The organism is Micromonospora sp. NBC_00898, assembly GCF_045207895.1.
Classification (GTDB): Bacteria; Actinomycetota; Actinomycetes; order Mycobacteriales; family Micromonosporaceae; genus Micromonospora.
The window spans coordinates 3,429,146-3,450,897 of sequence record NZ_CP108775.1; the positions used below are offsets into that span (position 1 = coordinate 3,429,146).

General features: G+C 73.0%; 24 protein-coding genes and 1 pseudogene. 10 read left to right on the forward strand and 15 right to left on the reverse strand.

Annotation, left to right across the window (positions count from 1 at the left end; translation table 11 throughout):
- Window positions 1–27 precede the first annotated feature (27 nt).
- From OG799_RS16755 to OG799_RS16765, 3 genes are read right to left on the reverse strand one after another with little or no spacing between them, the layout of a single operon-like run.
- Entirely contained in the window at window positions 28–993 is a 966-nt protein-coding gene (locus tag OG799_RS16755) for a TIGR03885 family FMN-dependent LLM class oxidoreductase (protein ID WP_406045958.1), read from the reverse strand.
- Between the two features lie 41 nt (window positions 994–1,034).
- Complete coding sequence (locus tag OG799_RS16760; RefSeq protein WP_406045959.1) at window positions 1,035–2,447, reverse strand: NADP-dependent succinic semialdehyde dehydrogenase; 1,413 nt, start codon at window positions 2,445–2,447, stop codon at window positions 1,035–1,037.
- A gap of 12 nt (window positions 2,448–2,459) precedes the next feature.
- On the reverse strand, window positions 2,460–2,714 hold the full coding sequence (locus OG799_RS16765; protein ID WP_406045960.1) for a DUF6343 family protein: 255 nt from the start codon (window positions 2,712–2,714) through the stop codon (window positions 2,460–2,462).
- A gap of 199 nt (window positions 2,715–2,913) precedes the next feature.
- Here OG799_RS16765 and OG799_RS16770 point away from each other — a divergent pair, with 199 nt between their 5' ends.
- Together OG799_RS16770 and OG799_RS16775 are read left to right on the forward strand one after the other, a co-directional pair.
- The gene (locus tag OG799_RS16770; protein WP_406045961.1) at window positions 2,914–3,516 is read left to right on the forward strand and encodes an antibiotic biosynthesis monooxygenase; all 603 of its coding nucleotides are present in this window, start codon (window positions 2,914–2,916) and stop codon (window positions 3,514–3,516) included.
- Between the two features lie 116 nt (window positions 3,517–3,632).
- Complete coding sequence (locus tag OG799_RS16775) at window positions 3,633–4,472, forward strand: GDSL-type esterase/lipase family protein (RefSeq protein ID WP_406045962.1); 840 nt, start codon at window positions 3,633–3,635, stop codon at window positions 4,470–4,472.
- A gap of 70 nt (window positions 4,473–4,542) precedes the next feature.
- Here the strand turns inward: OG799_RS16775 and OG799_RS16780 are convergent, their stop codons facing one another.
- The 3 genes from OG799_RS16780 to OG799_RS16790 all read right to left on the reverse strand — a co-directional run bounded on the left by OG799_RS16780 (window position 4,543) and on the right by OG799_RS16790 (window position 6,447).
- Entirely contained in the window at window positions 4,543–5,268 is a 726-nt protein-coding gene (locus OG799_RS16780; RefSeq protein WP_406045963.1) for an EcsC family protein, read from the reverse strand.
- A 33-nt stretch (window positions 5,269–5,301) separates the two neighbouring features.
- Window positions 5,302–5,448, reverse strand: a complete 147-nt coding sequence (locus OG799_RS16785) for a hypothetical protein (protein ID WP_406045964.1) — start codon at window positions 5,446–5,448, stop codon at window positions 5,302–5,304.
- A 111-nt stretch (window positions 5,449–5,559) separates the two neighbouring features.
- On the reverse strand, window positions 5,560–6,447 hold the full coding sequence (locus OG799_RS16790) for a peptidase M23 (RefSeq protein ID WP_406045965.1): 888 nt from the start codon (window positions 6,445–6,447) through the stop codon (window positions 5,560–5,562).
- 434 nt (window positions 6,448–6,881) lie between these two features.
- Here OG799_RS16790 and OG799_RS16795 point away from each other — a divergent pair, with 434 nt between their 5' ends.
- From OG799_RS16795 to OG799_RS16810, 4 genes and pseudogenes are all read left to right on the forward strand, one after another.
- Window positions 6,882–7,802, forward strand: coding sequence for a proteasome assembly chaperone family protein (locus OG799_RS16795; RefSeq protein WP_406045966.1), 921 nt, complete (start codon window positions 6,882–6,884; stop codon window positions 7,800–7,802).
- A gap of 37 nt (window positions 7,803–7,839) precedes the next feature.
- On the forward strand, window positions 7,840–8,637 hold the full coding sequence (locus OG799_RS16800) for an exodeoxyribonuclease III (RefSeq protein ID WP_406045967.1): 798 nt from the start codon (window positions 7,840–7,842) through the stop codon (window positions 8,635–8,637).
- 49 nt (window positions 8,638–8,686) lie between these two features.
- Window positions 8,687–9,005: pseudogene (locus tag OG799_RS16805) on the forward strand (antibiotic biosynthesis monooxygenase family protein).
- Between the two features lie 89 nt (window positions 9,006–9,094).
- The gene (locus tag OG799_RS16810; protein WP_406045969.1) at window positions 9,095–9,535 is read left to right on the forward strand and encodes a hypothetical protein; all 441 of its coding nucleotides are present in this window, start codon (window positions 9,095–9,097) and stop codon (window positions 9,533–9,535) included.
- A gap of 71 nt (window positions 9,536–9,606) precedes the next feature.
- On the opposite strand, the gene OG799_RS16815 is transcribed toward OG799_RS16810, so the two are convergent.
- A complete protein-coding gene (locus tag OG799_RS16815) occupies window positions 9,607–10,287 on the reverse strand; it encodes a class F sortase (RefSeq protein WP_406045970.1) in 681 nt (226 codons plus the stop codon).
- Between the two features lie 8 nt (window positions 10,288–10,295).
- On the reverse strand, window positions 10,296–10,877 hold the full coding sequence (locus tag OG799_RS16820; RefSeq protein ID WP_406045972.1) for a hypothetical protein: 582 nt from the start codon (window positions 10,875–10,877) through the stop codon (window positions 10,296–10,298).
- A 128-nt stretch (window positions 10,878–11,005) separates the two neighbouring features.
- Here OG799_RS16820 and trmB point away from each other — a divergent pair, with 128 nt between their 5' ends.
- On the forward strand, window positions 11,006–11,713 hold the full coding sequence (gene trmB / locus OG799_RS16825; protein WP_406045973.1) for a tRNA (guanosine(46)-N7)-methyltransferase TrmB: 708 nt from the start codon (window positions 11,006–11,008) through the stop codon (window positions 11,711–11,713).
- A 136-nt stretch (window positions 11,714–11,849) separates the two neighbouring features.
- Window positions 11,850–14,363 carry a DEAD/DEAH box helicase gene (locus OG799_RS16830; protein WP_406045975.1) on the forward strand — a complete coding sequence of 838 codons (2,514 nt, stop codon included), beginning with the start codon at window positions 11,850–11,852 and terminating at the stop codon, window positions 14,361–14,363.
- 130 nt (window positions 14,364–14,493) lie between these two features.
- On the opposite strand, the gene OG799_RS16835 is transcribed toward OG799_RS16830, so the two are convergent.
- A complete protein-coding gene (locus OG799_RS16835) occupies window positions 14,494–14,886 on the reverse strand; it encodes a VOC family protein (protein WP_406045976.1) in 393 nt (130 codons plus the stop codon).
- Complete coding sequence (locus tag OG799_RS16840) at window positions 14,883–15,689, reverse strand: ArsR family transcriptional regulator (protein ID WP_406045977.1); 807 nt, start codon at window positions 15,687–15,689, stop codon at window positions 14,883–14,885. Before OG799_RS16840 ends, OG799_RS16835 begins: the two co-directional genes overlap by 4 nt.
- 161 nt (window positions 15,690–15,850) lie before the next feature.
- On the opposite strand from OG799_RS16840, the gene OG799_RS16845 reads away from it, so the two are divergent.
- Complete coding sequence (locus OG799_RS16845; protein ID WP_406045978.1) at window positions 15,851–16,495, forward strand: hypothetical protein; 645 nt, start codon at window positions 15,851–15,853, stop codon at window positions 16,493–16,495.
- A gap of 378 nt (window positions 16,496–16,873) precedes the next feature.
- Here OG799_RS16845 and OG799_RS16850 read toward each other — a convergent pair whose 3' ends face one another.
- The gene (locus OG799_RS16850; protein WP_406045979.1) at window positions 16,874–17,014 is read right to left on the reverse strand and encodes a hypothetical protein; all 141 of its coding nucleotides are present in this window, start codon (window positions 17,012–17,014) and stop codon (window positions 16,874–16,876) included.
- Window positions 17,015–17,023: 9 nt separating this feature from the next.
- Here OG799_RS16850 and OG799_RS16855 point away from each other — a divergent pair, with 9 nt between their 5' ends.
- Window positions 17,024–17,575 (forward strand): endonuclease domain-containing protein, encoded by a 552-nt coding sequence (locus tag OG799_RS16855; protein WP_406045980.1) that lies wholly within the window; start codon window positions 17,024–17,026, stop codon window positions 17,573–17,575.
- Window positions 17,576–17,692: 117 nt separating this feature from the next.
- Here the strand turns inward: OG799_RS16855 and OG799_RS16860 are convergent, their stop codons facing one another.
- Genes OG799_RS16860 through OG799_RS16875 form a run of 4 tightly spaced genes read right to left on the reverse strand, consistent with a single transcriptional unit; the run spans window position 17,693 to window position 21,640 of the window.
- The gene (locus OG799_RS16860) at window positions 17,693–18,637 is read right to left on the reverse strand and encodes an ABC transporter substrate-binding protein (protein ID WP_406045981.1); all 945 of its coding nucleotides are present in this window, start codon (window positions 18,635–18,637) and stop codon (window positions 17,693–17,695) included.
- Window positions 18,637–19,488, reverse strand: a complete 852-nt coding sequence (locus OG799_RS16865) for an ABC transporter ATP-binding protein (protein WP_406046307.1) — start codon at window positions 19,486–19,488, stop codon at window positions 18,637–18,639. The genes OG799_RS16860 and OG799_RS16865 overlap by 1 nt, the downstream gene beginning before the upstream one ends.
- A gap of 44 nt (window positions 19,489–19,532) precedes the next feature.
- Window positions 19,533–20,597, reverse strand: a complete 1,065-nt coding sequence (locus tag OG799_RS16870; RefSeq protein WP_406045982.1) for a FecCD family ABC transporter permease — start codon at window positions 20,595–20,597, stop codon at window positions 19,533–19,535.
- A complete protein-coding gene (locus OG799_RS16875; RefSeq protein ID WP_406045983.1) occupies window positions 20,594–21,640 on the reverse strand; it encodes a FecCD family ABC transporter permease in 1,047 nt (348 codons plus the stop codon). Before OG799_RS16875 ends, OG799_RS16870 begins: the two co-directional genes overlap by 4 nt.
- Between the last annotated feature and the right edge of the window lie 112 nt (window positions 21,641–21,752).

Sequence of the window (21,752 nt, forward strand, 5' to 3'; positions counted from 1 at the left end):
GCCTAGGCGGCGCGCGTACCACCGTGATCACGCCACGGTACGGAGTTTCGGGAGCACCTCGGCGCCGAAGGTGTCGAGGAACGCCCGCTGCTCCTGCCCGACGTGGTGCAGGGCGATCTGGTCGAAGCCAAGTTCGACGTACTCTGCCAGCCAGCCGACGTGCCTGCCCAGGTCGGCGAAGACGTTCACGGTCGAGGTGACCTTCTCCAGCGGCACGTCCGCGCTGACGGTGTCGAAGTGCTCGGCCAACTCCAGGTCCCAGCAGACCGGCGGGGCGAAGACGTTGCTGCGCCACTGGTCGTACGCGATGGCCTCGGCCTCGGCCTGGTCGGGTGCCCAGCTGACGTGCGCCTGGAGGTGCAGCGGCCCCCGCCCGCCGGCGTCCCGGTACGCGTCGATCATCTGCCGCAGGTGCTCGACGGGCGCGTTGACGGTGATCAGGCCGTCGGCCCACTCGGCGCACCAGCGGGCGGTGGCGACGCTGACCGCCGCGCCGATCAGCGCCGGCGGCTGCTCGGGACGGGTCCACAGCTTCGCCCGGTCGACCCGGACCAGCCCGTCGTGGCTGACCTCCTCGCCGGCCAGCAGCGCCCGGATCACGTCGACGCACTCGCGCAGCCGGGCATTGCGGACGTCCTTGCGCGGCCAGCCGTCGCCGGTGATGTGCTCGTTGGTCGCCTCGCCGGTGCCCAGGGCCGCCCAGAACCGGCCCGGGTACATGGCGCCGAGGGTGCCGATGGCCTGCGCGATGATCGCCGGGTGGTAGCGCTGCCCGGGCGCGTTGACCACGCCGAAGGACAGGTTGGTGGCCTGGAGGGCGGCACCCAGCCAGGACCAGGCGAAGCCGGAGTGGCCCTGCCGGGCGCTCCACGGTGAGAAGTGGTCCGAGGACATGGCGGCGTCGAAGCCGGCCCGCTCGGCGTGGACCACCGCCTCCAGCAGCCGGGCCGGGTGGATCTGCTCGTGGGACGCGTGGAAGCCGAACACCGTCATGGGCGCACTTCCTACCCACGACGGCGTCCGGCCAATCGCGGCTACTCGGCGTGTGCGCCGGCCCCGGCGGAGGCGGTGCCCTCCCCCACCCAGACGGTCTTGGTGTTGCAGAACTCCCGCATGCCGATGGCGGACAGCTCCCGGCCGTAGCCGGAGTTCTTCACGCCGCCGAAGGGCAGCTCCGGGAAGGACGTGGTCATGCCGTTGATGAAGACGTTGCCGGCGTCCAGGTCGGTGGCGAAGCGCTCCTGCTCGGCCGGGTCGGTGGTCCAGGCGTTCGAGCCGAGGCCGAACGTGGTGCCGTTCGCCACCTCGATCGCCTCCTGGTAGGAGGAGACCCGGTAGAGCCCGGCGACCGGGCCGAAGACCTCCTCGGCCCACATCCGCATCTGCGGGGTCAGGTCGGTGACCACGGTCGGCGGGTAGTACCAGCCGTCGCCGGTGGGCTTCTCGCCGCCACAGAGGACGGTGGCGCCCTGGTCGACCGCGTCCCGCACCTGGGCGTGCACCTCGTCCCGGCCGTGTTCGCTGGCGAGGGGACCGACGTCGGTGCTGTCGTCCATCGGGTCGCCGACCGTGAGCGCCGCCATGTTGGCGGCGAACTTGTCGGCGAAGGCGTCGAAGACGTCGGTGTGCACGATGAACCGCTTCGCGGCGATGCAGGACTGGCCGTTGTTCTGGCAGCGGGCGGTGGTGGCGACCTCGGCGGCCCGGTCCAGGTCGGCCGAGGGCATCACCACGAACGGGTCGCTGCCGCCGAGTTCGAGCACCGTCTTCTTCACTTCCCGGCCGGCGATCTGGCCGATCGAGCGGCCCGCGGTCTCGCTGCCGGTCAGCGTGGCGGCGCGCACCCGGGGGTCGCTGAGGATCCGGTCGACGGCCTCCGAGCCGACCAGCAATGTGGTGAACGCGCCCTCCGGGAAACCGGCCCGGCGAAACACGTCCTCCAGGTAGAGGGCGGTCTGCGGCACGTTGGAGGCGTGCTTGAGCAGGCCGGTGTTGCCGGCCATCAGGGCCGGCGCGGCGAACCGCATCACCTGCCAGAGCGGGAAGTTCCAGGGCATCACCGCGAGCACCGGGCCGATCGGCTGGTGGCGGACGAAGGCCCGCTTCGCCTGCACCGCGCCGGCGTCGGCGGGCTCGTCGGCGAGCATCTTCTCGGCGTTGGCGGCGTAGAAGCGGCAGGCGGTGGCGCACTTGGTCACCTCGGCCTTCGCCGCCGCGTACGTCTTGCCCATCTCGGTGGTCATCAGCCGGGCGGTGTCGTCACGCTCGGCGTCGAGCAGGTCCGCGGCCGCGTTCATCCACTGCGCCCGCTGGGCGAGGGTGGTGCGGTGCAGGTCCCGGAAGGCGACGTCGGCCCGCTCGATGGCGGCGTCGAGCTGCTCGTCCGACATCGGGTCGTACGTCTTGAGCACCTGTCCGGTGGCGGGGTTGGTGGTGGCGATGGGCATGTCGTACTCCTGTCACTCGAACAGTGAGTGCCGCGCGCCCGGCTCCTCGCGGTGGCGGGCCGCGCGCCGGCGCTGGATGACGATCAGGTCGACCACGGCCACGACGGCCAGAACCGCGCAGACGACGCCCAGCCAGGCCAGGCCGACCCAGAACGCCACCACCGCGAAGAGGGTCATGGTCACCAGCCCGAAGGTGGCGAGCGTGAGCCGCAGGTTCAGCGCGCTGTACGCGGCGTTGACCCTGCGCCGGGGCTGTGATCGCGTCATTTCTCCGACCTACCCGGCCCCCGTGGCGGCTAACCTGCGCCCGCTGCCGGGCCGGGACCACCCGTCCCGGGTGGGACAAACGGGGTGGTGATGCCGGCCATGGACCGGGTATCCGGTGGATGCGACCCCGCGGTGGGTTGCGTTACACCGGTGCGCCGCGACCGGGCCGATCCCGACGACGGCGGGGAGGATGAAGGGCATGACCATGACCCAGGCGGTGCCGGTGACCGTCGCCATCGCCCGACGCGCCGACCCGGCGCGCACCGGCGAGATGGTGGCGTGGATGCGGGCCGGCACGGCGCTGGCCGAGGGCTTCCCCGGCTTCCTCGGCGCCGGGTTCGTGCAGCGTGCGCCCGGGTCGCCCGAGTGGCACATGCTGTACCGCTTCGCCGACGACGAGACGCTGTGCCGGTGGGAGGAGTCCCCGCAGCGGCACTGGTGGCTCAGCTCGGCCCAGGGCATCGTCGAGCACACCCGGGTGGAGCGGCGGACCGGCATCGAGGGCTGGTTCGACCCGCCGGTCGACCACGTGGTGGAGATGCTGACGCCGGCCGCCGCCGAGTCGACCGCGCCGCCGCGGTGGAAGCAGGCGGTGACGATCTGGTTGGCGTTCTTCCCGCTCAGCCTCACCGCGACGCTGCTCACCGCCCGGTACATCGCCGACGTGCCGCTGGCGGCGCGGACCCTGCTCATCACGCTCTGCCTGACCCCGCTGATGACCTACCTGGTGCTGCCCCGGATCACCCGGTCCCTGCACTGGTGGCTGCACGGCCAGCCGGCCCCCTGGCGCAGCAATCGCTAACGCGCCGAATTTAACGATAAATGTCAATGCCTGAAAGTTGACAGGAGTCGTTCCCCGTCGCCCGGCGCGCATAGGGTCACCGTGCCGTTGCTCTGCGCCGTCGGACGGGGGACGTGATGTCTCGACGCTGGGTCGCCGCCCTCGCCTGCCTGGCGGCGCTGGTGGCGATCGCCTGCGACGGGGCTGACGCCTCGCCGCGGCCGTCGGGCTCCGCGCGTCCCGGCGCGCCGGCGGTGATGTCCGCGCTCGGCGACTCCATCACCACCGGCTTCGCCTCCTGCCTGGTGCTGGTCACCTGCGAACGCAACTCGTGGTCCACCGGGGACGGCGTGCGGGTGGAGAGCCACTACCGGCGGCTCCGCGAGCGCAACCGCGCGCTGCGGGCCTACGATCGCGCGGCGCCGGGGGCCCGGGCCACGGCGCTGAGCGGCCAGGCCGGCGCGGCGGTCCGCGACCAGGCGGATTACGTCACGGTGCTGATCGGCGCCAACGACGCCTGCCACGGCGGCATCGACGCGATGACCCCGGTGGCCACCTTCCGCGGCCAGATCGACCGGGGCCTGCGGGTGCTGCGCAAGGGCCGGCCCAAGGCGCGCGTGCTGGTGGTGAGCATCCCCGACCTGTACCGGCTCTGGGAGGTCGGGCACACCGAGCCCCGGGCGGTGCGGGCCTGGGCGTACGGCCTCTGCCCGGCGCTGCTGGCCGACCCGACCTCGAGGGCGCCCGCGGCGGTGGCCCGCCGGACCCGGTTCCGGCAGCGGATCGACGACTACAACGCCCAACTCCGCGCGGCCTGCAGGGCGTACGGGTCACGCTGCCGGTGGGACGGCGGGGCGGCGCACCGGCTCCGCTTCGACCTCGACCTGGTCAGCAGCCTGGACTGGTTCCACCCGAGCGCCGCCGGCCAGGACCGGCTCGCCGACGTGAGCTGGCCGGCCGCCGGCTGGTCGGACTGACCGGCCCGGCCGCTCGACCCGGCACCCGGCGTGCCCCGCATACGGGCGGCGGGCCCGGTCAGGAACGGCGCTACCGGGGCAGGCCGTCGGGACCGTTGCGGTAGAGGACGCGGGCCCGCTCGGCGAGGTCCTTGGTGGCCGAGGAGTTGGCCCAGGTGCCGAGGACGATCGCCGCGCCGGGCACCACCTTGGCCATGAGCCGTTTCGCCGCCCGCATCCCGGCCATCTGGGCCAGCCGTACGCCGAGTTGGAGCATCACCCGGCCCAGTGGGCGCTCCCCGGCCATGCCGAACAGCGCCCCGGCGCGTTCCCGCCCGGCGGCCACCCCGAGGGCGAGCCGGGCGCTCTCGGCGACCTTGTGCACCCGCTGGAGCACCAGCAGATCGGTCGCCCGGTCGGGGTGCACCGGGTCGACGCCGTACGCCGCCGCGACGTGCAGGACCAGCCGGGCCTGGGTCCAGGCCAGCACACCCACGTCGATCACCGCGCCGGGCAGCCCGGCGGCACCGGAGACCGCGCCGGAGAGCCGGGCCCGGTTGACGAACCGGCGGACCGCCTGGTCGGCCAGCTCGTCACCCGCCACGTCGGGCCGGGCCGCCCGCTCCCGGGCGGCCCACTGCACCGCCTCCGGCCCGAGTCGCCGGACGGCCTCCAGGGCCAGGTGCTCCGGGGCGTACTGCGGGTCGTCCCGCATCCGGTCCCAGAGCGTGGCCGGTGGCGCCTCGGGGGCGTCGGCCGGCGCGGTGGGCGGGGTGGGGACGGTGGGCTCGCCGTCGACGGGCGCGGAGTCGGTCACCAGGGCTCCCGGGATGGTTCGCGGCGTACGGGGTCAGCGGCGCCGGCTGGACAACCGGGTGGCCAACTGCCGGAGCTTGCGCTGGTTCTCCGGCTTGGCCAGCTGGCGCCGCCCGTGCTCGACGAGCTGCTGACCGCGCGGCGAACGCAGGAACGTGCTGATCCGTTGCACCAGTGACATGTCGTCCTCCTGTCGGCGGCCCCACATCATGTGTACCCGGGACCGGCAAACCCTGGTACCCGGAACCGCCGTCCGGCACGCGTCCACAGTGGGTCGCGGCACCGGCCCCGGTCAGCCGAGGATCGCGTCGACGACCTGCTCGGCCCGCCACTCGTGCTGGGCGTACGCCCAGGGGAAGGCGGAGACCTGTACGGCCTGGGCGGCATCGGTCAGCGCCATGTCCTGCCAGCCGGGGATCTGCTCCAGCGCGGCGAGGAACTGGTGGGTGGCGAACTTCGGGTCCATCAGGTCCCCCACCGACCCCCAGCCGCTGCTGGGGCGCTGCTGGAACAGCCCGACCGAGTCGTGGTCCCAGCCGATCGCCTGGTGCGGGTAGTTCTGCGACTCGGGCAGCACGCCGCTGGCGTAGTTGTAGAGGTTGCTCTCCTGCATGGCGGTGGCCACCGCGATGACCAGGCCCCGACGGGGCACGCCCATGTCCCGGCCGGCGCGCACGATCGCCTTGGCGTTGTCCATCTGGTCCTCGTCGAGGCCGGCCACCGGGGCGATCCGCTTGGGCTTGGGCTTGGGCTTCGGCTTGGCCACGGGCTTCTTCGTCGCCGACGGGGAGACGTCCGGGTCGGCGGTCTGCGCGACCGGCGCGGGCGGCTGCCGGTCGATACCCCGGGAGGCCACGTCAGGGGTCGCCCGCTGGGCGAGTTCCGCCGGCTGGGCGGGGGCCTTCGTGCCACCGACGGCGTCGGCGCCGACCTGGGTGAAGCCGACCAGGCCCAGGCAGCAGACCGCGCCGGTGGCCACGGCCAGCCGGGTGCGGCCGGGCCGGGGGGCGAGGGGGTTAGCGAAGCCGCCGAGGCGGGTACGGAGGAAGCCGAGGGCGGAGAGCCGGGGAGCGGAGGGCTCGGTGAGGCTGGTTGACCGATCGGTGGAGGGGGTATCGTCCGAACGGTCAGCCGAACCGCCGAGGCCGCACTGGTCGTCGAGGGTGCCGTCGTTACGCATTCGACGAGGCTAGGCAGGGCGAGCCCTGGTCACCCAGCGTCACGGAGTGGCCCTGCCCACAGTTGCGCCCTTCCGAACCGGACCCGGCCGGCCACCCCGGGCGCGGCCGGGAGGATCCTCGCGGGCCGGTCAAACCTCCGCCCGGCCACGAGTCCTACCGCCCGGGGGAGGTAGCACGCGTCCGGCGACCGGCCGGCCCATGAACGACCAACTAGTCCTTTCGGCCGACCCACCACTCCCCCCTCCAGTGATCGGGGGGTGCAAGATCGGCGTATTCGCCCGGATTTGATCATCCGGTGCGCCAAATTGTGATCATCCAACGGGTGCCGAGCCGGGTCCTGCCGGAATGGATCAGGATGGCGGGTACGTTGCCCGAACCGGGTGCCGTGCGCGCGCGGCCACCCGTACGCGCGTATCCAGGGAGGTCCCGACCGGTGCTCGACCCACACGAGCTCTACGAACTCACCGACGAGCTGCCCGAACTCGGACAACCGGTGCTGATCCAGGCGCTCACCGGCTTCGTCGACGCCGGCAGCGCCGCCCGGCTGGCCCGCGAGCAGCTGCTCACCTCCCTCCAGGCGCAACCGATCGCCCGGTTCGACGTCGACCAGCTCTTCGACTACCGCTCCCGCCGCCCGGTGATGACCTTCGTGGAGGACCACTGGGCCGACTACGACGCCCCGGCGCTGGAGCTGCACCTGCTCCACGACGACGACGAGACCCCGTTCCTGCTGCTCACCGGCCCCGAGCCGGATCTGCAGTGGGAGCGGTTCGTGGCCGCGGTCGCCGGGCTCTCCACCCGGCTGGACGTCCGGCTCACCGTCGGGCTCAACTCCATCCCGATGGCGGTTCCGCACACCCGGCCCACCGGGGTGACCGCGCACGCCACCCGCCGCGAGCTGATCGCCGGCTACGAGCCGTGGCTGCAGCGGGTGCAGGTACCGGGCAGCGTCGGCCACCTGCTGGAGTACCGCCTCGGCGAGCAGGGCCGCGACGCGCTCGGTTTCGCCGCGCACGTGCCGCACTACGTCGCCCAGACCGAGTACCCGGCCGCCGCCGAGGCGCTGCTCGCCTCGGTGTCCCGCAGCACCGGCCTGCTGCTGCCCCGCGACGGGCTACGCGCGGCCGCCGAGGTGGTCCGGGTGGAGATCGACCGCCAGGTCGCCCAGACCGAGGAGGCGGCCACCCTGGTGCAGGCCCTGGAGGAGCAGTACGACGCGTTCGCCCGCGGCCGCGGCGAGAAGAACCTGCTCGCCGCGGAAACCGGCCCGCTGCCCACCGCCGACGAACTCGGCGCCGAACTGGAACGCTTCCTCGCCGAGCAGACCCACCCGGGCGACACCCCGGAGCGCTGACCGGGCGGGGCGGCCGGTGATGCGGCAGGCTGGAGACATGCGCCTGGCGACCTGGAACGTCAACTCGGTGAAGGCCCGCCTGCCCCGACTGCTCGACTGGCTGGCCACCACGAAGCCCGACGTCGTCTGCCTGCAGGAGACCAAGTGCCCCGACGGGGCGTTCCCGGTCGCCGAGGTGGGCGAGCTGGGCTACGAGGCGGCCAGCCACAGCGACGGCCGGTGGAACGGCGTCGCCATCCTCTCCCGGGTCGGGCTGGCCGACGTGGCCGTCGGGTTCCCCGGCGAACCCGGCTTCCCCGAGCCGGAGGCCCGGGCCCTCTCGGCGACCTGCGGCGGGCTGCGGGTCTGGTCGGTGTACGTGCCCAACGGCCGCGCCCCCGACGACCCGCACTACGCGTACAAGCTGGCCTGGTTCGCCGCGCTGCGCGACGCGCTCGAACCGGAGCTGACCGGCGGGCTGCCCCTCGCGGTCTGCGGCGACTTCAACGTCGCCCCGACCGACGCCGACGTGTGGGACCCGGCGCTCTTCGTCACCTCCACCCACGTCACCCCCGCCGAGCGGGCCGCCCTCGCCGCACTGCGCGACCTCGGGCTCAGCGACGTCGTGCCCACCCCGATGAAGGGTCCGCACCCGTACACCTACTGGGACTACCGGGCCGGGATGTTCCACCAGAACAAGGGCATGCGGATCGACCTGGTGTACGCCTCCGCCCCGTTCGCCCGCGCCGTCCGCTCCGCGTACGTGGACCGGGAGGCGCGCAAGGGCAAAGGCCCCTCCGACCACGCCCCGATCGTGGTCGACGCCGACCTGGTGCCGGCCGTCGAGGCGTTCTGAACCCGATCGCCGGCCGACCGGGCCGGCCCCGCGTGACTAGTGTGGAGCCATGGCAGTCGTGAAGATCAACGCGATCGACGTCCCGCCCGGCGCCAGCGAGGAACTGGAGAGGCGGTTCGCGGCCCGGGCCGGCGCGGTGGAGAACTCCCCCGGCTTTCTCGGCTTCGAGCTGCTCCGCCCGGTCGCCGGGGAGAGCCGCTACTTCGTCTACACCCGCTGGGGGGACCGAGGAGGCGTACCAGGCCTGGGCGGCCGGGCCGTCCCGGGCCGCGCACGCCGGCGAGGGTGGCGAGCAGCGCCGGCCGGTGGCCAGCGGCGCGAGCCTGCTGGAGTTCGAGGTGGTCCAGCAGGTCCCCGGCAAGGGCTGAGCCCCGATCAGGGCTGGCCGGGGGGCAGAGTCTGTGCGTCGTGCTCCCACAGGGCGGGTGCGCTGTTGTGGGCGTGGGATCATGCCGCCATGACTCGCACACCAGTAGCCAGCCGCATGCTCGGCTGGCTGGTCGGCTCGGCTGCAGGTGGCCTGTTGATCGCAATGCCGGACTCTGGGCCTCGGCTGTTCTCGTTCAGCCGGACGCACGGGCCTTCGCTGGTGGATTTCGTCGGGATGGTCATCGCGGTGGTCGCGTGGCTGCCGGCCGTCTGGCTGATCTGGCGTCACCGACGGGCCCTGCGTGGCCTCGCCGGCTGGCTCTCGGCCGGCTTGGCGCTGGTCGGCGTCGCGCTCCTGACCGTCACGATCCGCAGCGACCTCGGGCTCTGGTGGCTGGTCCCGGTCACGCTGTTGGTGGTTGCGCAGCTGATCGCGATGGGCTCGCTCGCCCGCCCGCCCGGTCGCCGCGAAGGCAGGGAAGCCCGTTCCTCCGGCCGGACACCGGTTGAGCCTTCCGCCCAACCTTGACAACCTAGTTGGTCTTGTTTCCCGCGTCCTGGCCCTGGATGTCCCGACCGTTGGGAAAGGGCTGAGCCCGGTCAGGGCTTGCGGGTGTCGACCAGCGAGGCGAACGCGATCACGTTGTCCGCGTAGCCGGTCTTCCCGCCCAACCAGTCGCCGCCGCAGGTGATCAGGCGCAGCCCCGGCGGGCCGTCGTCGCCGTACACCCGGTCGGCCGGCAGGTTGGCCTTGTCGAAGTGCTCGACCGTGTCGACTTTGAAGGTCACCACGCTCCGGTCCGACCGGGTCACCTCGATCCGGTCGCCGGGCTTGAGCTTGCCGAGCTCGTAGAAGACCGCCGGGCCGCTCTTGGTGTCCACGTGCCCGACGATGATCGCCCGGCCCGGCTCCCCCGGGGTCGGGCCGCGGTCGTACCAGCCGGTCTGGTCGTGCTTGCTCAGCGGCGGCACGTCGATCGAGCCGTCCCTGGCCTGCCCTACCGGGGTCACCGGCGCGTCCACCTTGATCGCCGGCACGGAGAGGCTGACCGGCCGGCTCGCCGGCAGCCGGCCGTCCGGGTCCCCTGCGGTCTGCGCGCGACGCGCCGCGCCGGCAGCCCAGTCGAACGGGCCGGCGGTACGCCCGAGCCCCGCCCCGGTGGCGAACACCCCGACCAGGACCAGCACCACCGCCAGCGGCGCCGACCAGGGGCTGCGCCCGGACCGGCGGTCACGCCCGGCCGGCCGGGCGGCCGGCTGCGGAGCGGGATGCGAGGCCATGACGCGACTCAGCGGGGGGCGGCGCCACGGACGATATGGGGCCGGCGCGCGGCGACCACGCCGACGACCGCCCCGGCCAGGGTCAGCGCGAGTCCCATCGGCACGAGCAGTCCGCCGAGGCCGACGCCCGCGGTGCCGCCGAAGCCGGTCGCCGGCCCACGGCTCGGCGCGACCCGATTGACCACCTGCAGCATCGTCGACGCGGTCTGCCCGCCCGGGCATTCCAGCTTCACCCGGTAGTTGCCGGGACGGGTGCGCTCCTTGACCATCGGCGAGGCGGTCAGCAGCCCACGCTGCGGCTGCACCTGCACCCGGCCGAAGGCGTCCGACACCACGGTCGCCGGCATCGAGTTGTCCCGGCAGCTCGCCCGGATGCCGACCAGGAAGCCGGGCTCCACGGTGCTCGGAGTGACCTCGACGAAGATCACGTCACTCGGCGGCTCGGTCCGGCTGGCGGTCGGCATCGGTGCGGCGGGGACCGGCTCGGCCACGGGCGGCGGGCCGGCGAGGGCGGGCGTCACTGCCAGCAGCGGGCCGCAGATCGCGGCGGCCGCGATCACCAGCGTCGCGCGGCGCGTGACTGACACCATGACCCCTCCCGGCGCGTAGGGCGGTGCCGGGCAGCGGACCGCCCGTCCTGCCGTACGGGATGAATCCTCTCACCCCCGGCCGCACCTCACATCCGATCGGCCGAACCGTCGCGTACGCTCGGGTCGCTGTGACCTCCACCGACCAGAATCCCGCCGCCCCCACCGCGCACGCCGCGCGGATCCGCACCTTCCACCCCCGTCGGGGGCGGATGAGCGGCCGCCAGCTTGACGCGCTGGACCGGCTCTGGCCGGCGTACGGCCTGGACATCGCCGACCTCGGCGGGCCGTTCGACCCGGCAGCGCTCTTCGGCCGGCCGGCCCCGCTGGTGCTGGAGATCGGTTCCGGCATGGGCGACGCCACCGCCGCGATGGCGGCGGCCGACCCGGACCGACACTATCTGGCGGTTGAGGTGCACACGCCCGGAATCGCCAACCTCCTCGACCTGGCGGAACGGCACGCGCTGGGCAACGTCCGGGTGGCCCGGGGCGACGCGTTGGACCTGGTCCGGGCGCTGCCGGAGGGCTCGCTGGACGCTGTGCACGTCTTCTTCCCCGACCCGTGGCCGAAGGCCCGGCACCACAAGCGGCGGCTGATCCAGCCCGGCCACGTGGCGCTGCTGCGGTCCCGGCTGGCCCCCGGCGGGACGCTGCACTGCGCCACCGACTGGGCCGAGTACGCCGAGTCGATGCGGGAGACGCTGACCGCCGACCCGGAGTTGGCCGACGTGCACGACGGCTTCGCCCCCCGCCCCGAGCACCGACCGGTGACCAAGTTCGAGCGCCGCGCCCTCACCGCCGGCCGGCCGATCTTCGACCTGATCCACCGCCGCGGCTGACCCGCGGGCGTACCCCTCGCGGGTGGTCGGCGGCGGGCGCGGATCGGGACGTGTGGGACGGACCGTGCGCCCGGCGGACGCCACGGACGCCCCGGTTGGCGCGGCGGTCCATGATCCGGGCACCATGGGGGGCGCTATGACGCTCACTGCCGCGCTGCCTCGAAGCGCCGACCCCGACACCCTCTTCGACGCGTTCGCCGGCTGGGCGAAGGAGCGCGGCCTCGACCTCTACCCCCACCAGGAGGAGGCGGTCATCGAGATCGTCTCCGGCGCGAACGTGATCATGAACACGCCGACCGGCTCGGGCAAGAGCCTGGTCGCGATCGCCGCCCACTTCGCCGCCCTGGCCGACGACCGGACCACCTTCTACACCGCGCCGATCAAGGCCCTGGTGTCGGAGAAGTTCTTCGCCCTCTGCGAGGTCTTCGGCGCGGAGAACGTCGGCATGCTCACCGGCGACGCCAGCGTCAACGCCGACGCCCCGATCATCTGCTGCACTGCGGAGATCCTGGCCAACCTGGCGCTGCGCGAGGGCGCCCGGGCCGACGTCGGTCAGGTGATCATGGACGAGTTCCACTTCTACGCCGAGCCGGACCGCGGCTGGGCCTGGCAGGTGCCGATCATCGAACTGCCGCAGGCGCAGTTCGTCCTGATGTCCGCCACGCTCGGCGACACCACCCGGTTCGTCGACGACCTGACCCGGCGCACCGGCCGGCCGACCGCCGTCGTCCGCTCGGCCGAGCGGCCGGTCCCGCTCCTCTTCTCGTACGCGATGACCCCGCTGCACGAGACCCTGGAGGAGCTCCTGCAGACCAAGCAGGCTCCCGTCTACGTCGTGCACTTCACCCAGGCGGCCGCCCTGGAACGCGCCCAGGCGCTGATGAGCGTCAACGTCTGCACCCGCGCCGAGAAGGACATGATCGCGCAGGCGATCGGGAACTTCCGGTTCACCTCCGGCTTCGGTAAGACGCTGTCCCGGCTGGTCCGGCACGGCATCGGGGTGCACCACGCCGGCATGCTGCCCAAGTACCGGCGCCTGGTGGAGACCCTCGCCCAGGCCGGCCTGCTCAAGGTCATCTGCGGCACCGACACCCTGGGCGTCGGCATCAACGTGCCGATCCGCACCGTGCTCTTCACCGGCCTGTCCAAGTACGACGGCGTGCGCACCCGGCTGCTCAAGGCCCGCGAGTTCCACCAGATCGCCGGCCGGGCCGGACGGGCCGGCTTCGACACCCTCGGCCGGGTCGTCGTGCAGGCCCCCGAGCACGTCATCGAGAACTCCAAGGCGCTCGCCAAGGCCGGCGACGACCCGAAGAAGCGCCGCAAGGTGGTGAAGAAGAAGCCGCCGGAGGGCTCCATCGGCTGGGGCGAGCCGACCTTCGACCGCCTGGTCGAGGCCGAGCCGGAGCCGCTGACCTCCAGCTTCCAGGTCAGCCACTCGATGCTGCTCAACGTGATCGGCCGTCCCGGCGACGCGTTCGCCTCGATGCGGCACCTGCTCACCGACAACCACGAGGACGCCGCCGCCCAGCGCCGGCACATCCGCCGGGCCATCGCCATCTACCGGGCGCTGAAGGCCGGCGGGGTGGTCGAGCAGCTCGACGAGCCGGACGAGCAGGGTCGCCGGGTCCGGCTCACCGTCGACCTCCAGCTCGACTTCGCCCTCAACCAGCCGCTGTCACCCCTCGCCCTGGCCACGATCGAGCTGCTGGACAAGGAGTCCCCGTCGTACGCCCTCGACGTGCTCTCCGTCATCGAGTCGATCCTCGACGACCCGCGCCAGGTGCTCTCCGCGCAGCAGTTCAAGGCCCGCGGCGAGGCGGTCGCCGCGATGAAGGCCGAGGGCATCGAGTACGAGGCCCGGCTGGAGCTGCTCGACGAGGTGACCTGGCCCAAGCCGCTGGCCGAGTTGCTGGACGGCGCGTACGAGATGTACCGGCAGGGGCACCCCTGGGTCGCCGACCACCAGCTCTCCCCCAAGTCCGTCGTCCGGGACATGTACGAGCGGGCGATGACCTTCACCGAGTACGTCCAGTTCTACGGGCTGTCCCGCTCGGAGGGCCTGGTGCTGCGCTACCTCGCCGACGGGTACAAGACGCTGCGGCAGACCGTGCCCGAGGACGCCAAGACCGAGGAACTGGTCGACCTCATCGAGTGGCTGGGCGAACTGGTCCGCCAGGTCGACTCCAGCCTCATCGACGAGTGGGAGCGGCTGCGCAACCCGTCCGACGTGGCCGAGGTGGCGCAGGCCCACGCCGCCCTGGACGACCGTCCGCCGGCGGTCACCCGCAACGCCCGGGCGTTCCGGGTGCTGGTGCGAAACGCGCTGTTCCGCCGGGTCGAGCTGGCCGCCCTGCGCCGGTGGGACCTGCTCGGGGAACTCGACGCCGCCGGTGGCTGGGACGCGGACGCGTGGGCGGACGCGCTGGAACCGTACTTCGAGGCGTACGACTCGATCGGGGTGGGCCCGGACGCGCGCGGGCCGGCGCTGCTCATGATCGAGCAGGGCCGGGAACGCTGGACCGTCCGGCAGATCCTCGACGACCCCGACGGCGACCACGACTGGGGCATCAGCGCCGAGGTCGACCTCGCCGCCTCCGACGAGGTGGGCGCCGCGGCCGTCCGGATCACCGACGTCGGCCAGCTCTGAATCCTCTCCGCGAAGGGCCGTCCGGTGCGTCCGGACGGCCCTTCGCGGCGTCCGAGCCAACTTTGCGACTGCTCCTGAACTTCCCCGGGTCGGCGCCGGGCTCCGCCGAGCGCTTCGAGTCACCGTCCAATCAGGATCCGGCAGGCTGGAACAGTTCGACCGGATTGCCCGACGGGTCGTCGAGCAGGATCTGCCGGCCGCCGGGGCCCGTGACGATGTCGTTGCGGAACACCACGCCCGCAGCCCGCAGCCGGGCCACCTCGGCGGTGATGTCGTGGACGATGAAGTGGATGCGGTTCCAGCCGCCCGGTTCGGGCCGGCGCCCGTCGGGCATGGGGCGGCCGGCCGAGCTTGCCGGTCCGGCCAGCAACAGCCGTAGGTTGCCCCGGGTGACGTCGGCGAATGCCGGCAGCGCGGCGGTGTTCAGCGTGAAGCCGAAGTGGATGGTGTAGAAGTCGACGGCGGACTGCACGTCGTCGACCAGGTACCGGACGTTGACGGTGCCATCGGACACGATGCTCATGGCTCCTCCGTATTCGAGTTGGCTGCGTTCGAGGCCGCGGCGATGTCTGCCGCGATGCGGTACTGCAGGAATCCGATCCGCTCGGACAGCTCGGCAGCGGCACGCTGGAACGCCGGGTAGCCGTCCGGTTCACGGGCCGGGTCGGGGATGCTCCAGTGCATCGATTCGGGGTGACCGGGGAACTCGGGGCAGACCTCCCGAACCCGGTCACACAGCGTGATCACATAGTCGAAGCGCTCCCCGATGAACTCGTCGAGGCGCCTCGGGCGGGCGCCGCCCAGGTCGATACCCCGCTCGGCCATGACCGCTACCGCCCGTGGGTGCACCGGCTTGGGATGGCTGCCCGCGCTGCGCACCCGCACCACGGCGCCTGGCCGGGTGGCTGTGGCCTGCTGGCGCAGCAGCGCCTCGGCCATCGGTGAACGGGTGCTGTTCCCCGTACACAGGAACAACACCGATACCGCCGCTTGCGGCGCGACCGGTGCCGGGGGCGGAGCCAGCCGCAGCGCGGGGTGCAACGCACCGCCGGTGGCGGCCAGCAGCCGACCGCAGCCGGCCAGGTCAAGTCGGTAGTACGTGTCACGGCCGTCGGCGGCGCTGCGCCGGCCGCTGACGAGGTTCGCCTTGCGCAGTTGGCCCAGGTGGTAGGAGACCAGGTTCTGCGGCTGCCCCACCAGCGCGGTCAGCTCGTGAACCTGCCGGTCGCTGCGGGCCAACTCGCCCAGCAGCCGCCACCGCAACGGATGCCCCGCCGCACGCAGGAACACCGGCGGTCCAGCGACACCGTCCTGTTGAAGCACCACGAACGCAGATTACATCAAACCAATTTGATGGACAATCCGCGTGGGCGGCGACCCATGGAGCAAGGTCGGACAGGACAACGGCTCCTTTCCAGCCTGGGCGATGTCAGACCCGTCGATTAGAATGTATGTACTAATCGAGTTCCTGACCTGGGAGGATGCTCGTGACCGCGCCCATCTCCACTCCCCTCACGCCGTACGCCACCCTCCTCGGCTTCACCCGGTACGTCGACCGCACCGGACCCACCAAGGCCACCTTCGTCGGCGGCCTGCGCAAGCAGCGGGCCAGCCGACACGGGTTCAACCCGCACGGCCAGTTCGTCAAGGCGCTCAAGGCCGACATCGCCTTCCACACCGGCGGCACCCACCTCGCCCAGGTGGCCGACCTGGTCAAGCCCCGCTGGCGCCCGCTCTACCAGGCGCTCGTCCCCGGTGCGACCGCCTGGCTGGAGTCCCTCGGCGAGCCGGCCGGCGTCGACCTGGCCCAGACCCGCGACGCCCTGGCCATGCTCGGCGACCTCCCGGTCAAGATCAACCCACACTTCGGCGTCCGGTACGCCGACGGCCGCGCCGAGGCCGTCCGCCTGCACTTCGACGAGGCGCCGCCCAGCGAGGAGGCGGCTCTCGCCACTCTCCACCTGATGGCCCGCCACATGGACGCCGTCCTCCCGCACGCCGAGCCCGTCCTGGTCGACGTGCGCCGCGGCGAGTCCCACCGCATGCCCGACACCGTCAAGCCCGACCAGGTCGAGCAGTGGCTCGCCGGCGAAGCCGCTGCCTTCCGCGCCATCTGGTCCACCGCCGCCTAACCCCCACCCGTCGCCGCCGGCGCCCCACCTGGCCAAGATCCGCGCAACTTCGGGAAGACGCCGCCTCAACCGAGCCCGAGGCAGCAGTTTCCCTGAGGTTGCGCGGATCTTGTTCTCGGCAAGGGACACCGATCGGGTTGTCCACAGGGGGTGGTGGAGAGGCGGAGAGGTGTCCAGGGTGAGGGGATGCCTGTTTCTCCTCGTCGGCCGGCTCAGTTGTCGGGGCGGGTCTTCCAGGGCTCGGCCGCCGTCGCGAGCGGGGTGCTGACCCGTACCGAGTTGCGTAGCAGCGCTTGGCGGTCGCTGTTCAAGGACGTCTACGCCGACGCGCGTCTCACGATCTCGCACCCGATCCGATGTGCCGCAGCCGCTCGGTGGCTACTTCCACCAGGCGCCGCGATCGCCGGTCGAAGCGCGGCGGCTCTGTTCGGTGCCGGCACGGTCGGCGCTGGTGAGCCCATCGACGTCCTGGTTCCTGTCGGCAATCGCTTCGGACCGGTCATCGGCCTCGCCGTGCATACCACCGAGGTGCCGGAGGCAGATGTGCTGACCCGCGCAGGGATCCTGGTTACCACACCCGAGCGGACCAGTTGGGACCTGACGCAGTGGCTGCAGGTGGAGGACGCCGTCGCGTTGATCGACGTTCTGCTCCGGCGCCGCCTGGTCACCGTCGCGGGCCTGCGGGACCTGGCGCACGCCCGGGTCGGGGCACGAGGGTGGAAGCGCATGCGGCGCGTCGCTGCTCTGGTCGACGGCGGAGCGGAATCACCACAGGAATCCCGGCTGCGGGTCCGACTGGTGCTGGCGGGGTTCTCGGCCCCGGTCACCCAGTTCGTGGTGGAGCGCGATGGCCGTTTCATCGCCCGGGTGGACCTGGCCTGGCCGCAGTGGAAGATCGCCGTCGAGTACGACGGACTCTGGCACCACGACCCGGAACAGTTCCACCGCGACCGTCAGCGCCTCAACCGCCTGCTCGGCGAGGACTGGATCGTCCTCCACCTGACCGCCAAGCGCTTCAAGGAAGACTTCCCCGCCTTCCTCTCCGAGGTCCGCCAGGCCCTGCGCTCCCGCACCCACTGACGCCCCGCCCGCCCGCAAGATCTGCACAACTTCCGGGAAAGCGCTGCCTCCAGACATGGCGACACAGCATTTTCAGTGAAGTTGCGCGGATCTTGGGGAGGGGGCGTGGGCGGGGTGTCAGGCGGGGAGGTGGGTTTGCAGGTCGTCGAGGATCTTGTTGGCGGCGCCCACGCCGATGCCGGTCATCCAGGTCTCGTCGGAGACGACGTGGGCGTTGCCGGCCTTGACCGCGGACAGGTTCTGCCAGAGGGTGCCGCCGGTGACCTTGGCCTGCTCGGCGGCGGCCTTCTCGCCGTACGCGGTCACGAAGATGACGTCACCGTCGACTTCGTTGATCCGCTCGGGGCTGACCAGGTCGAAGCGCTTGTCCTCCTTGCCGTCAAGGCGCTGCCGGGCGGGGCGGCCCAGCCCGGTGTCGCCCACGACGATGCCGGAGAAGGAGTCCGGGCCGTACACCCGGATGTTGCCCGGGATGAAGCGCACGATGGAGATCTCCCGCGAGGCGGCGTCGCCGAGCTTCGCGCCGAAGTCCTTCGCCCGCTTCTCGTAGGTCGCGAGCAGGTCCTTCGCCTGCTGCTCCTTGCCGAGGGCCTTACCGTCGAGGAGCAGGTTCTCCTTCCACGTGATGCCGACCTTCTCGGTGAAGACGGTGGGGGCGATGGCGCTCAGCTCGTCGTAGAACTTCTCCTGGCGGAACTTGCTGCCCAGGATGAGGTCCGGCTTGAGCGCGGTGATCGCCTCCAGGTCGGGCTCGGTGAGCACCCCGACCTCCTTGATGCCGGCGAGCTTCTCCTCGCCGAAGTAGGTGGGCCAGCTCCTGGCCTCGCCCGCGGTGGCGGCGCCGACCGGGGTGACGCCCAGCGACAGCGCCGTGTCGATCTTGTCGATGTCGAGCACCACGACCCGCTTCGGGTCCGCCGGGACCTTGGTGGTGCCCATCGCGTGGGTGATCTCCCGGGTCGCTCCGGCGGGGGTGTCGGCGACCGGGTCGCTCTCCCCGCAGGCGGTGAGGCCCACGCCGAGGGCAAGGGCCGCGGTCAGGGCGGCGGCGAGACGACGCATCAGTGTCCTTTCGAAGGGTACGAGTCGACGGGCGGCAGGTCCGCGTCGGCGACGGAGGGGCGCGCCGCCGGGGCGGTCGGGCGCGCCAGGGACGGACTGGTGAGGCCGGGCACCACGAGCGGTGCGCCGGTCACCGGGCAGGGGACGACCACGCAGTCGAGCCCGAAGACGTCACGGACCAGGTCCGCGGTGAGGATCTCGCGCGGCGGGCCGGCGGCGACCACCCTGCCCTCGCGCATCGCGATCAGGTGGTCGGCGTACCGGGCGGCCTGGTTGAGGTCGTGCAGCACGGCGACCACGGTCCGGCCGCGTTCGGCGCGCAGCCGGTGCAGCAGGTCCAGCACCTCCACCTGGTGGGCCAGGTCGAGGAAGGTGGTCGGCTCGTCCAGCAGCAGCGCCTCGGTGTCCTGGGCGAGGCTCATCGCGATCCAGACCCGCTGCCGCTGCCCGCCGGAGAGGGTGTCCACCGGGCGGTCGGCGAGCCCGGCCACGTCGGCCTGGGCCATCGCCCGGTCGACGGCGGCGGAGTCCTGCTCGGACCACTGCCGCCACCACCGCTGGTACGGCTGCCGGCCCCGGCCGACCAGGTCCGCCACGGTGACCCCCTCGGGCACCAGCGGGCTCTGCGGCAGCACACCCAGGCGGCGGGCGACCTCCCGGGTGGGCAGGTCGCGGATGGCGGTCCCGTCCAGCAGCACGGTGCCGCCGCGCGGGGTGAGCAGCCGGGCCATGGTCCGCAGCAGGGTGGACTTGCCGCAGGCGTTCGGCCCGACGATGACGGTGAAGGCGTCGGTGGGCAGGTCCACGTCGAGGCCGTCCAGCACGGTCCGCTCGTCGTAGCCGACGGTCAGGTCGCGGGTCGAGAGCAGCGCGCCTCGGGTGTCAGGGGTGCGGTTCACGCGGACCTCCGCCGACGTCGGACCAGCAGGAACATCAGGTACGGACCGCCGATGGCGGCGGTGAGCACGCCCGCCGGCAGTTGGGTAGGGGCGAAGAGCCGCCGGCCGGCGAGGTCGGCCAGCACCAGCAGCAGCGCGCCGACGAGGGCGGCGCAGACCAGCGGGGGGCGCTCGGCGCGGACCAGGCGACGGGCCACCTGCGGGGCGACCAGCGCGACGAAGTCGACGGCGCCGACCTGGGCGGTGACGGTGGCGGCGAGCACGACGCCGGTGACGGCCAGGCCGAGCCGCCGGGCGGCCGGGCGCAGCCCGATGCCCCGGGCGGTGTCGTCGTCCAGCGCGGTGCCGTTGAGCGCCCAGCCGGCCCAGGCCAGCACCGGTAGCAGGACGGCCAGGGTGAGCGCGATCCACAGCGTCTCGGACCGGCCCCGACCGGCCAGGGTGCCGATCAGCCAGATCTGCGCCCGCAGCCCGTCGATCGGGTCGGCGGAGAGCATGACCACCTCGGTCAGCGCCCGCAGGGCGAACGCGACGGCCACCCCGGCCAGCACGAACCGCTGGGCGGCCAGGCCGTGCCGGGCGCCGAGGGCGAGCAGCAGCAGCGCGGCGGCGAGTCCGCCGAGCAGCGCCGCCGGGGCGACCAGCACGGCGGCGGCGCCGGTGGTGATCGCGACGGTGGCGGCGAGGCCGGCGCCCTGGGTGATGCCGATGACGTCCGGGCTGGCGAGGGGGTTGCGGGCCACGCTCTGGATGAGCGTGCCGGCGATCCCGAACGCCGCCCCGGCCGTCGCGGCCAGCACGATCCGCGGCAGCCGCAGGTCGCGCACCACCAGGTCGTACGGGGTGCCGGCGCCGGACAGTGACCGGAGCACGTCGGCCGGCGCGACGTACGGGGTGCCGAGGGAGAGGCTGAGCACGACGGCGGCGGCGAGCAGCACGGCCGTCGCGGCGGCGACGAGCACCGCGCGGCGGCGGACCTGCACGCTGACCGGACCGAACCGCAGCAGCACCCGCCCAGGCAGCCCGGCGTACGTCGGGCGGGCCGACTCGACGGCGGTCACGCAGTCACCACCTTCGCCCGGCGGACCAGGTACGCCAGCAACGGGGCGCCGATCAGCGCGGTGACGATCCCGGCCGGCACCTCACCAGGCGGGGCGACCAGCCGGCCGACGACGTCGGCGCCGAGCAGCAGGGCCGGCCCGAGCAGGGCGGAGACCGCGAGGGTCCACCGGTGGTCCGCGCCGACCAGCGCCCGGGCCAGGTGCGGCACGGCGAGCCCGACGAAGGCGATCGGTCCGGCGGCGGCCACGGCGGCGCCGGTGAGCAGCACGGCGGCTGCGCCACCGCCGAGGCGCACCAGGCCGATCCGGTGGCCGAGGCCGCGGGCGACGTCGTCGCCGAGGGCGAGCGCGTCGAGGCCCCGGGCGACCAGCGCGGCCAGCGCCAGCCCGGCGAGGACGAACGGCAGCACCTGCCCGGCGACTCCGACGTCCCGGCCGGTCAGCCCGCCGACCACCCAGAAGCGGTACTCCTCGAAGGTGCGCGCGTCGATACTGAGCAGGGCGTACACCCCGGCGGCGAGACTGGCGTCGAGGGCCGCGCCGACCAGCGCGAGGGTGACCGGGCTGGCGCCCTCGCGGGTGCCGCTGGCGACGGCGAGGACGAGCAGGCCGGCGGCGAGCGCGCCGGCGACGGCGAACCAGACGTACCCGGCGAGGCTGCCGACGCCGAAGACGGCGATGGCGAGGACCACGCCGAACGAGGCGCCGGCACTGATGCCGAGGATCCGCGGTTCGGCGAGGGGGTTGCGGGTGAGTGCCTGGAAGAGCACCCCGGCGACGGCGAGCGCGAGCCCGACGGTCAGCCCAAGGGCCGTACGCGGCAGGCGCAGCTCCCGGACGATGGTGGTGGCCTCCCCGCCGTCCGGGGCGGTGAGCGCGTGCCACACCTGGTCCACGGCGAGCGGGCGGCTGCCGAGGGCGAGGCTGGCCAGCAGGGCCACGGCCAGCAGCAGGGCCGCCGCCGCGGCGACCGCGGCCCGGCGGCCGGACCGCCGGCGGCTCGGGACGCCGGCCCGGTCGGGTCGGGTGGCGACGGTGGTCACGGCGAAGTCCCGCCCTTCTCAGCTTAGGATCGCCTTACCTTAGCCGAGTGGGTTAGGTATGCCTAACTCGGGTTCGTCGATCCGGCGTCGCCACCCCCCGCCGCGCCGGGAT

Coding starts and splice junctions, on each gene's coding strand:
- OG799_RS16755 (WP_406045958.1), bottom strand. CDS start 993: ATGACGGTGTTCGGCTTCCACGCGTCCCACGAGCAGATCCACCCGGCC.
- OG799_RS16760 (WP_406045959.1), bottom strand. CDS start 2,447: ATGCCCATCGCCACCACCAACCCCGCCACCGGACAGGTGCTCAAGACG.
- OG799_RS16765 (WP_406045960.1), bottom strand. CDS start 2,714: ATGACGCGATCACAGCCCCGGCGCAGGGTCAACGCCGCGTACAGCGCG.
- OG799_RS16770 (WP_406045961.1), top strand. CDS start 2,914: ATGACCATGACCCAGGCGGTGCCGGTGACCGTCGCCATCGCCCGACGC.
- OG799_RS16775 (WP_406045962.1), top strand. CDS start 3,633: ATGTCTCGACGCTGGGTCGCCGCCCTCGCCTGCCTGGCGGCGCTGGTG.
- OG799_RS16785 (WP_406045964.1), bottom strand. CDS start 5,448: ATGTCACTGGTGCAACGGATCAGCACGTTCCTGCGTTCGCCGCGCGGT.
- OG799_RS16790 (WP_406045965.1), bottom strand. CDS start 6,447: ATGCGTAACGACGGCACCCTCGACGACCAGTGCGGCCTCGGCGGTTCG.
- OG799_RS16800 (WP_406045967.1), top strand. CDS start 7,840: ATGCGCCTGGCGACCTGGAACGTCAACTCGGTGAAGGCCCGCCTGCCC.
- OG799_RS16810 (WP_406045969.1), top strand. CDS start 9,095: ATGACTCGCACACCAGTAGCCAGCCGCATGCTCGGCTGGCTGGTCGGC.
- OG799_RS16815 (WP_406045970.1), bottom strand. CDS start 10,287: ATGGCCTCGCATCCCGCTCCGCAGCCGGCCGCCCGGCCGGCCGGGCGT.
- OG799_RS16820 (WP_406045972.1), bottom strand. CDS start 10,877: ATGGTGTCAGTCACGCGCCGCGCGACGCTGGTGATCGCGGCCGCCGCG.
- OG799_RS16830 (WP_406045975.1), top strand. CDS start 11,850: ATGACGCTCACTGCCGCGCTGCCTCGAAGCGCCGACCCCGACACCCTC.
- OG799_RS16835 (WP_406045976.1), bottom strand. CDS start 14,886: ATGAGCATCGTGTCCGATGGCACCGTCAACGTCCGGTACCTGGTCGAC.
- OG799_RS16850 (WP_406045979.1), bottom strand. CDS start 17,014: ATGCACGGCGAGGCCGATGACCGGTCCGAAGCGATTGCCGACAGGAAC.
- OG799_RS16860 (WP_406045981.1), bottom strand. CDS start 18,637: ATGCGTCGTCTCGCCGCCGCCCTGACCGCGGCCCTTGCCCTCGGCGTG.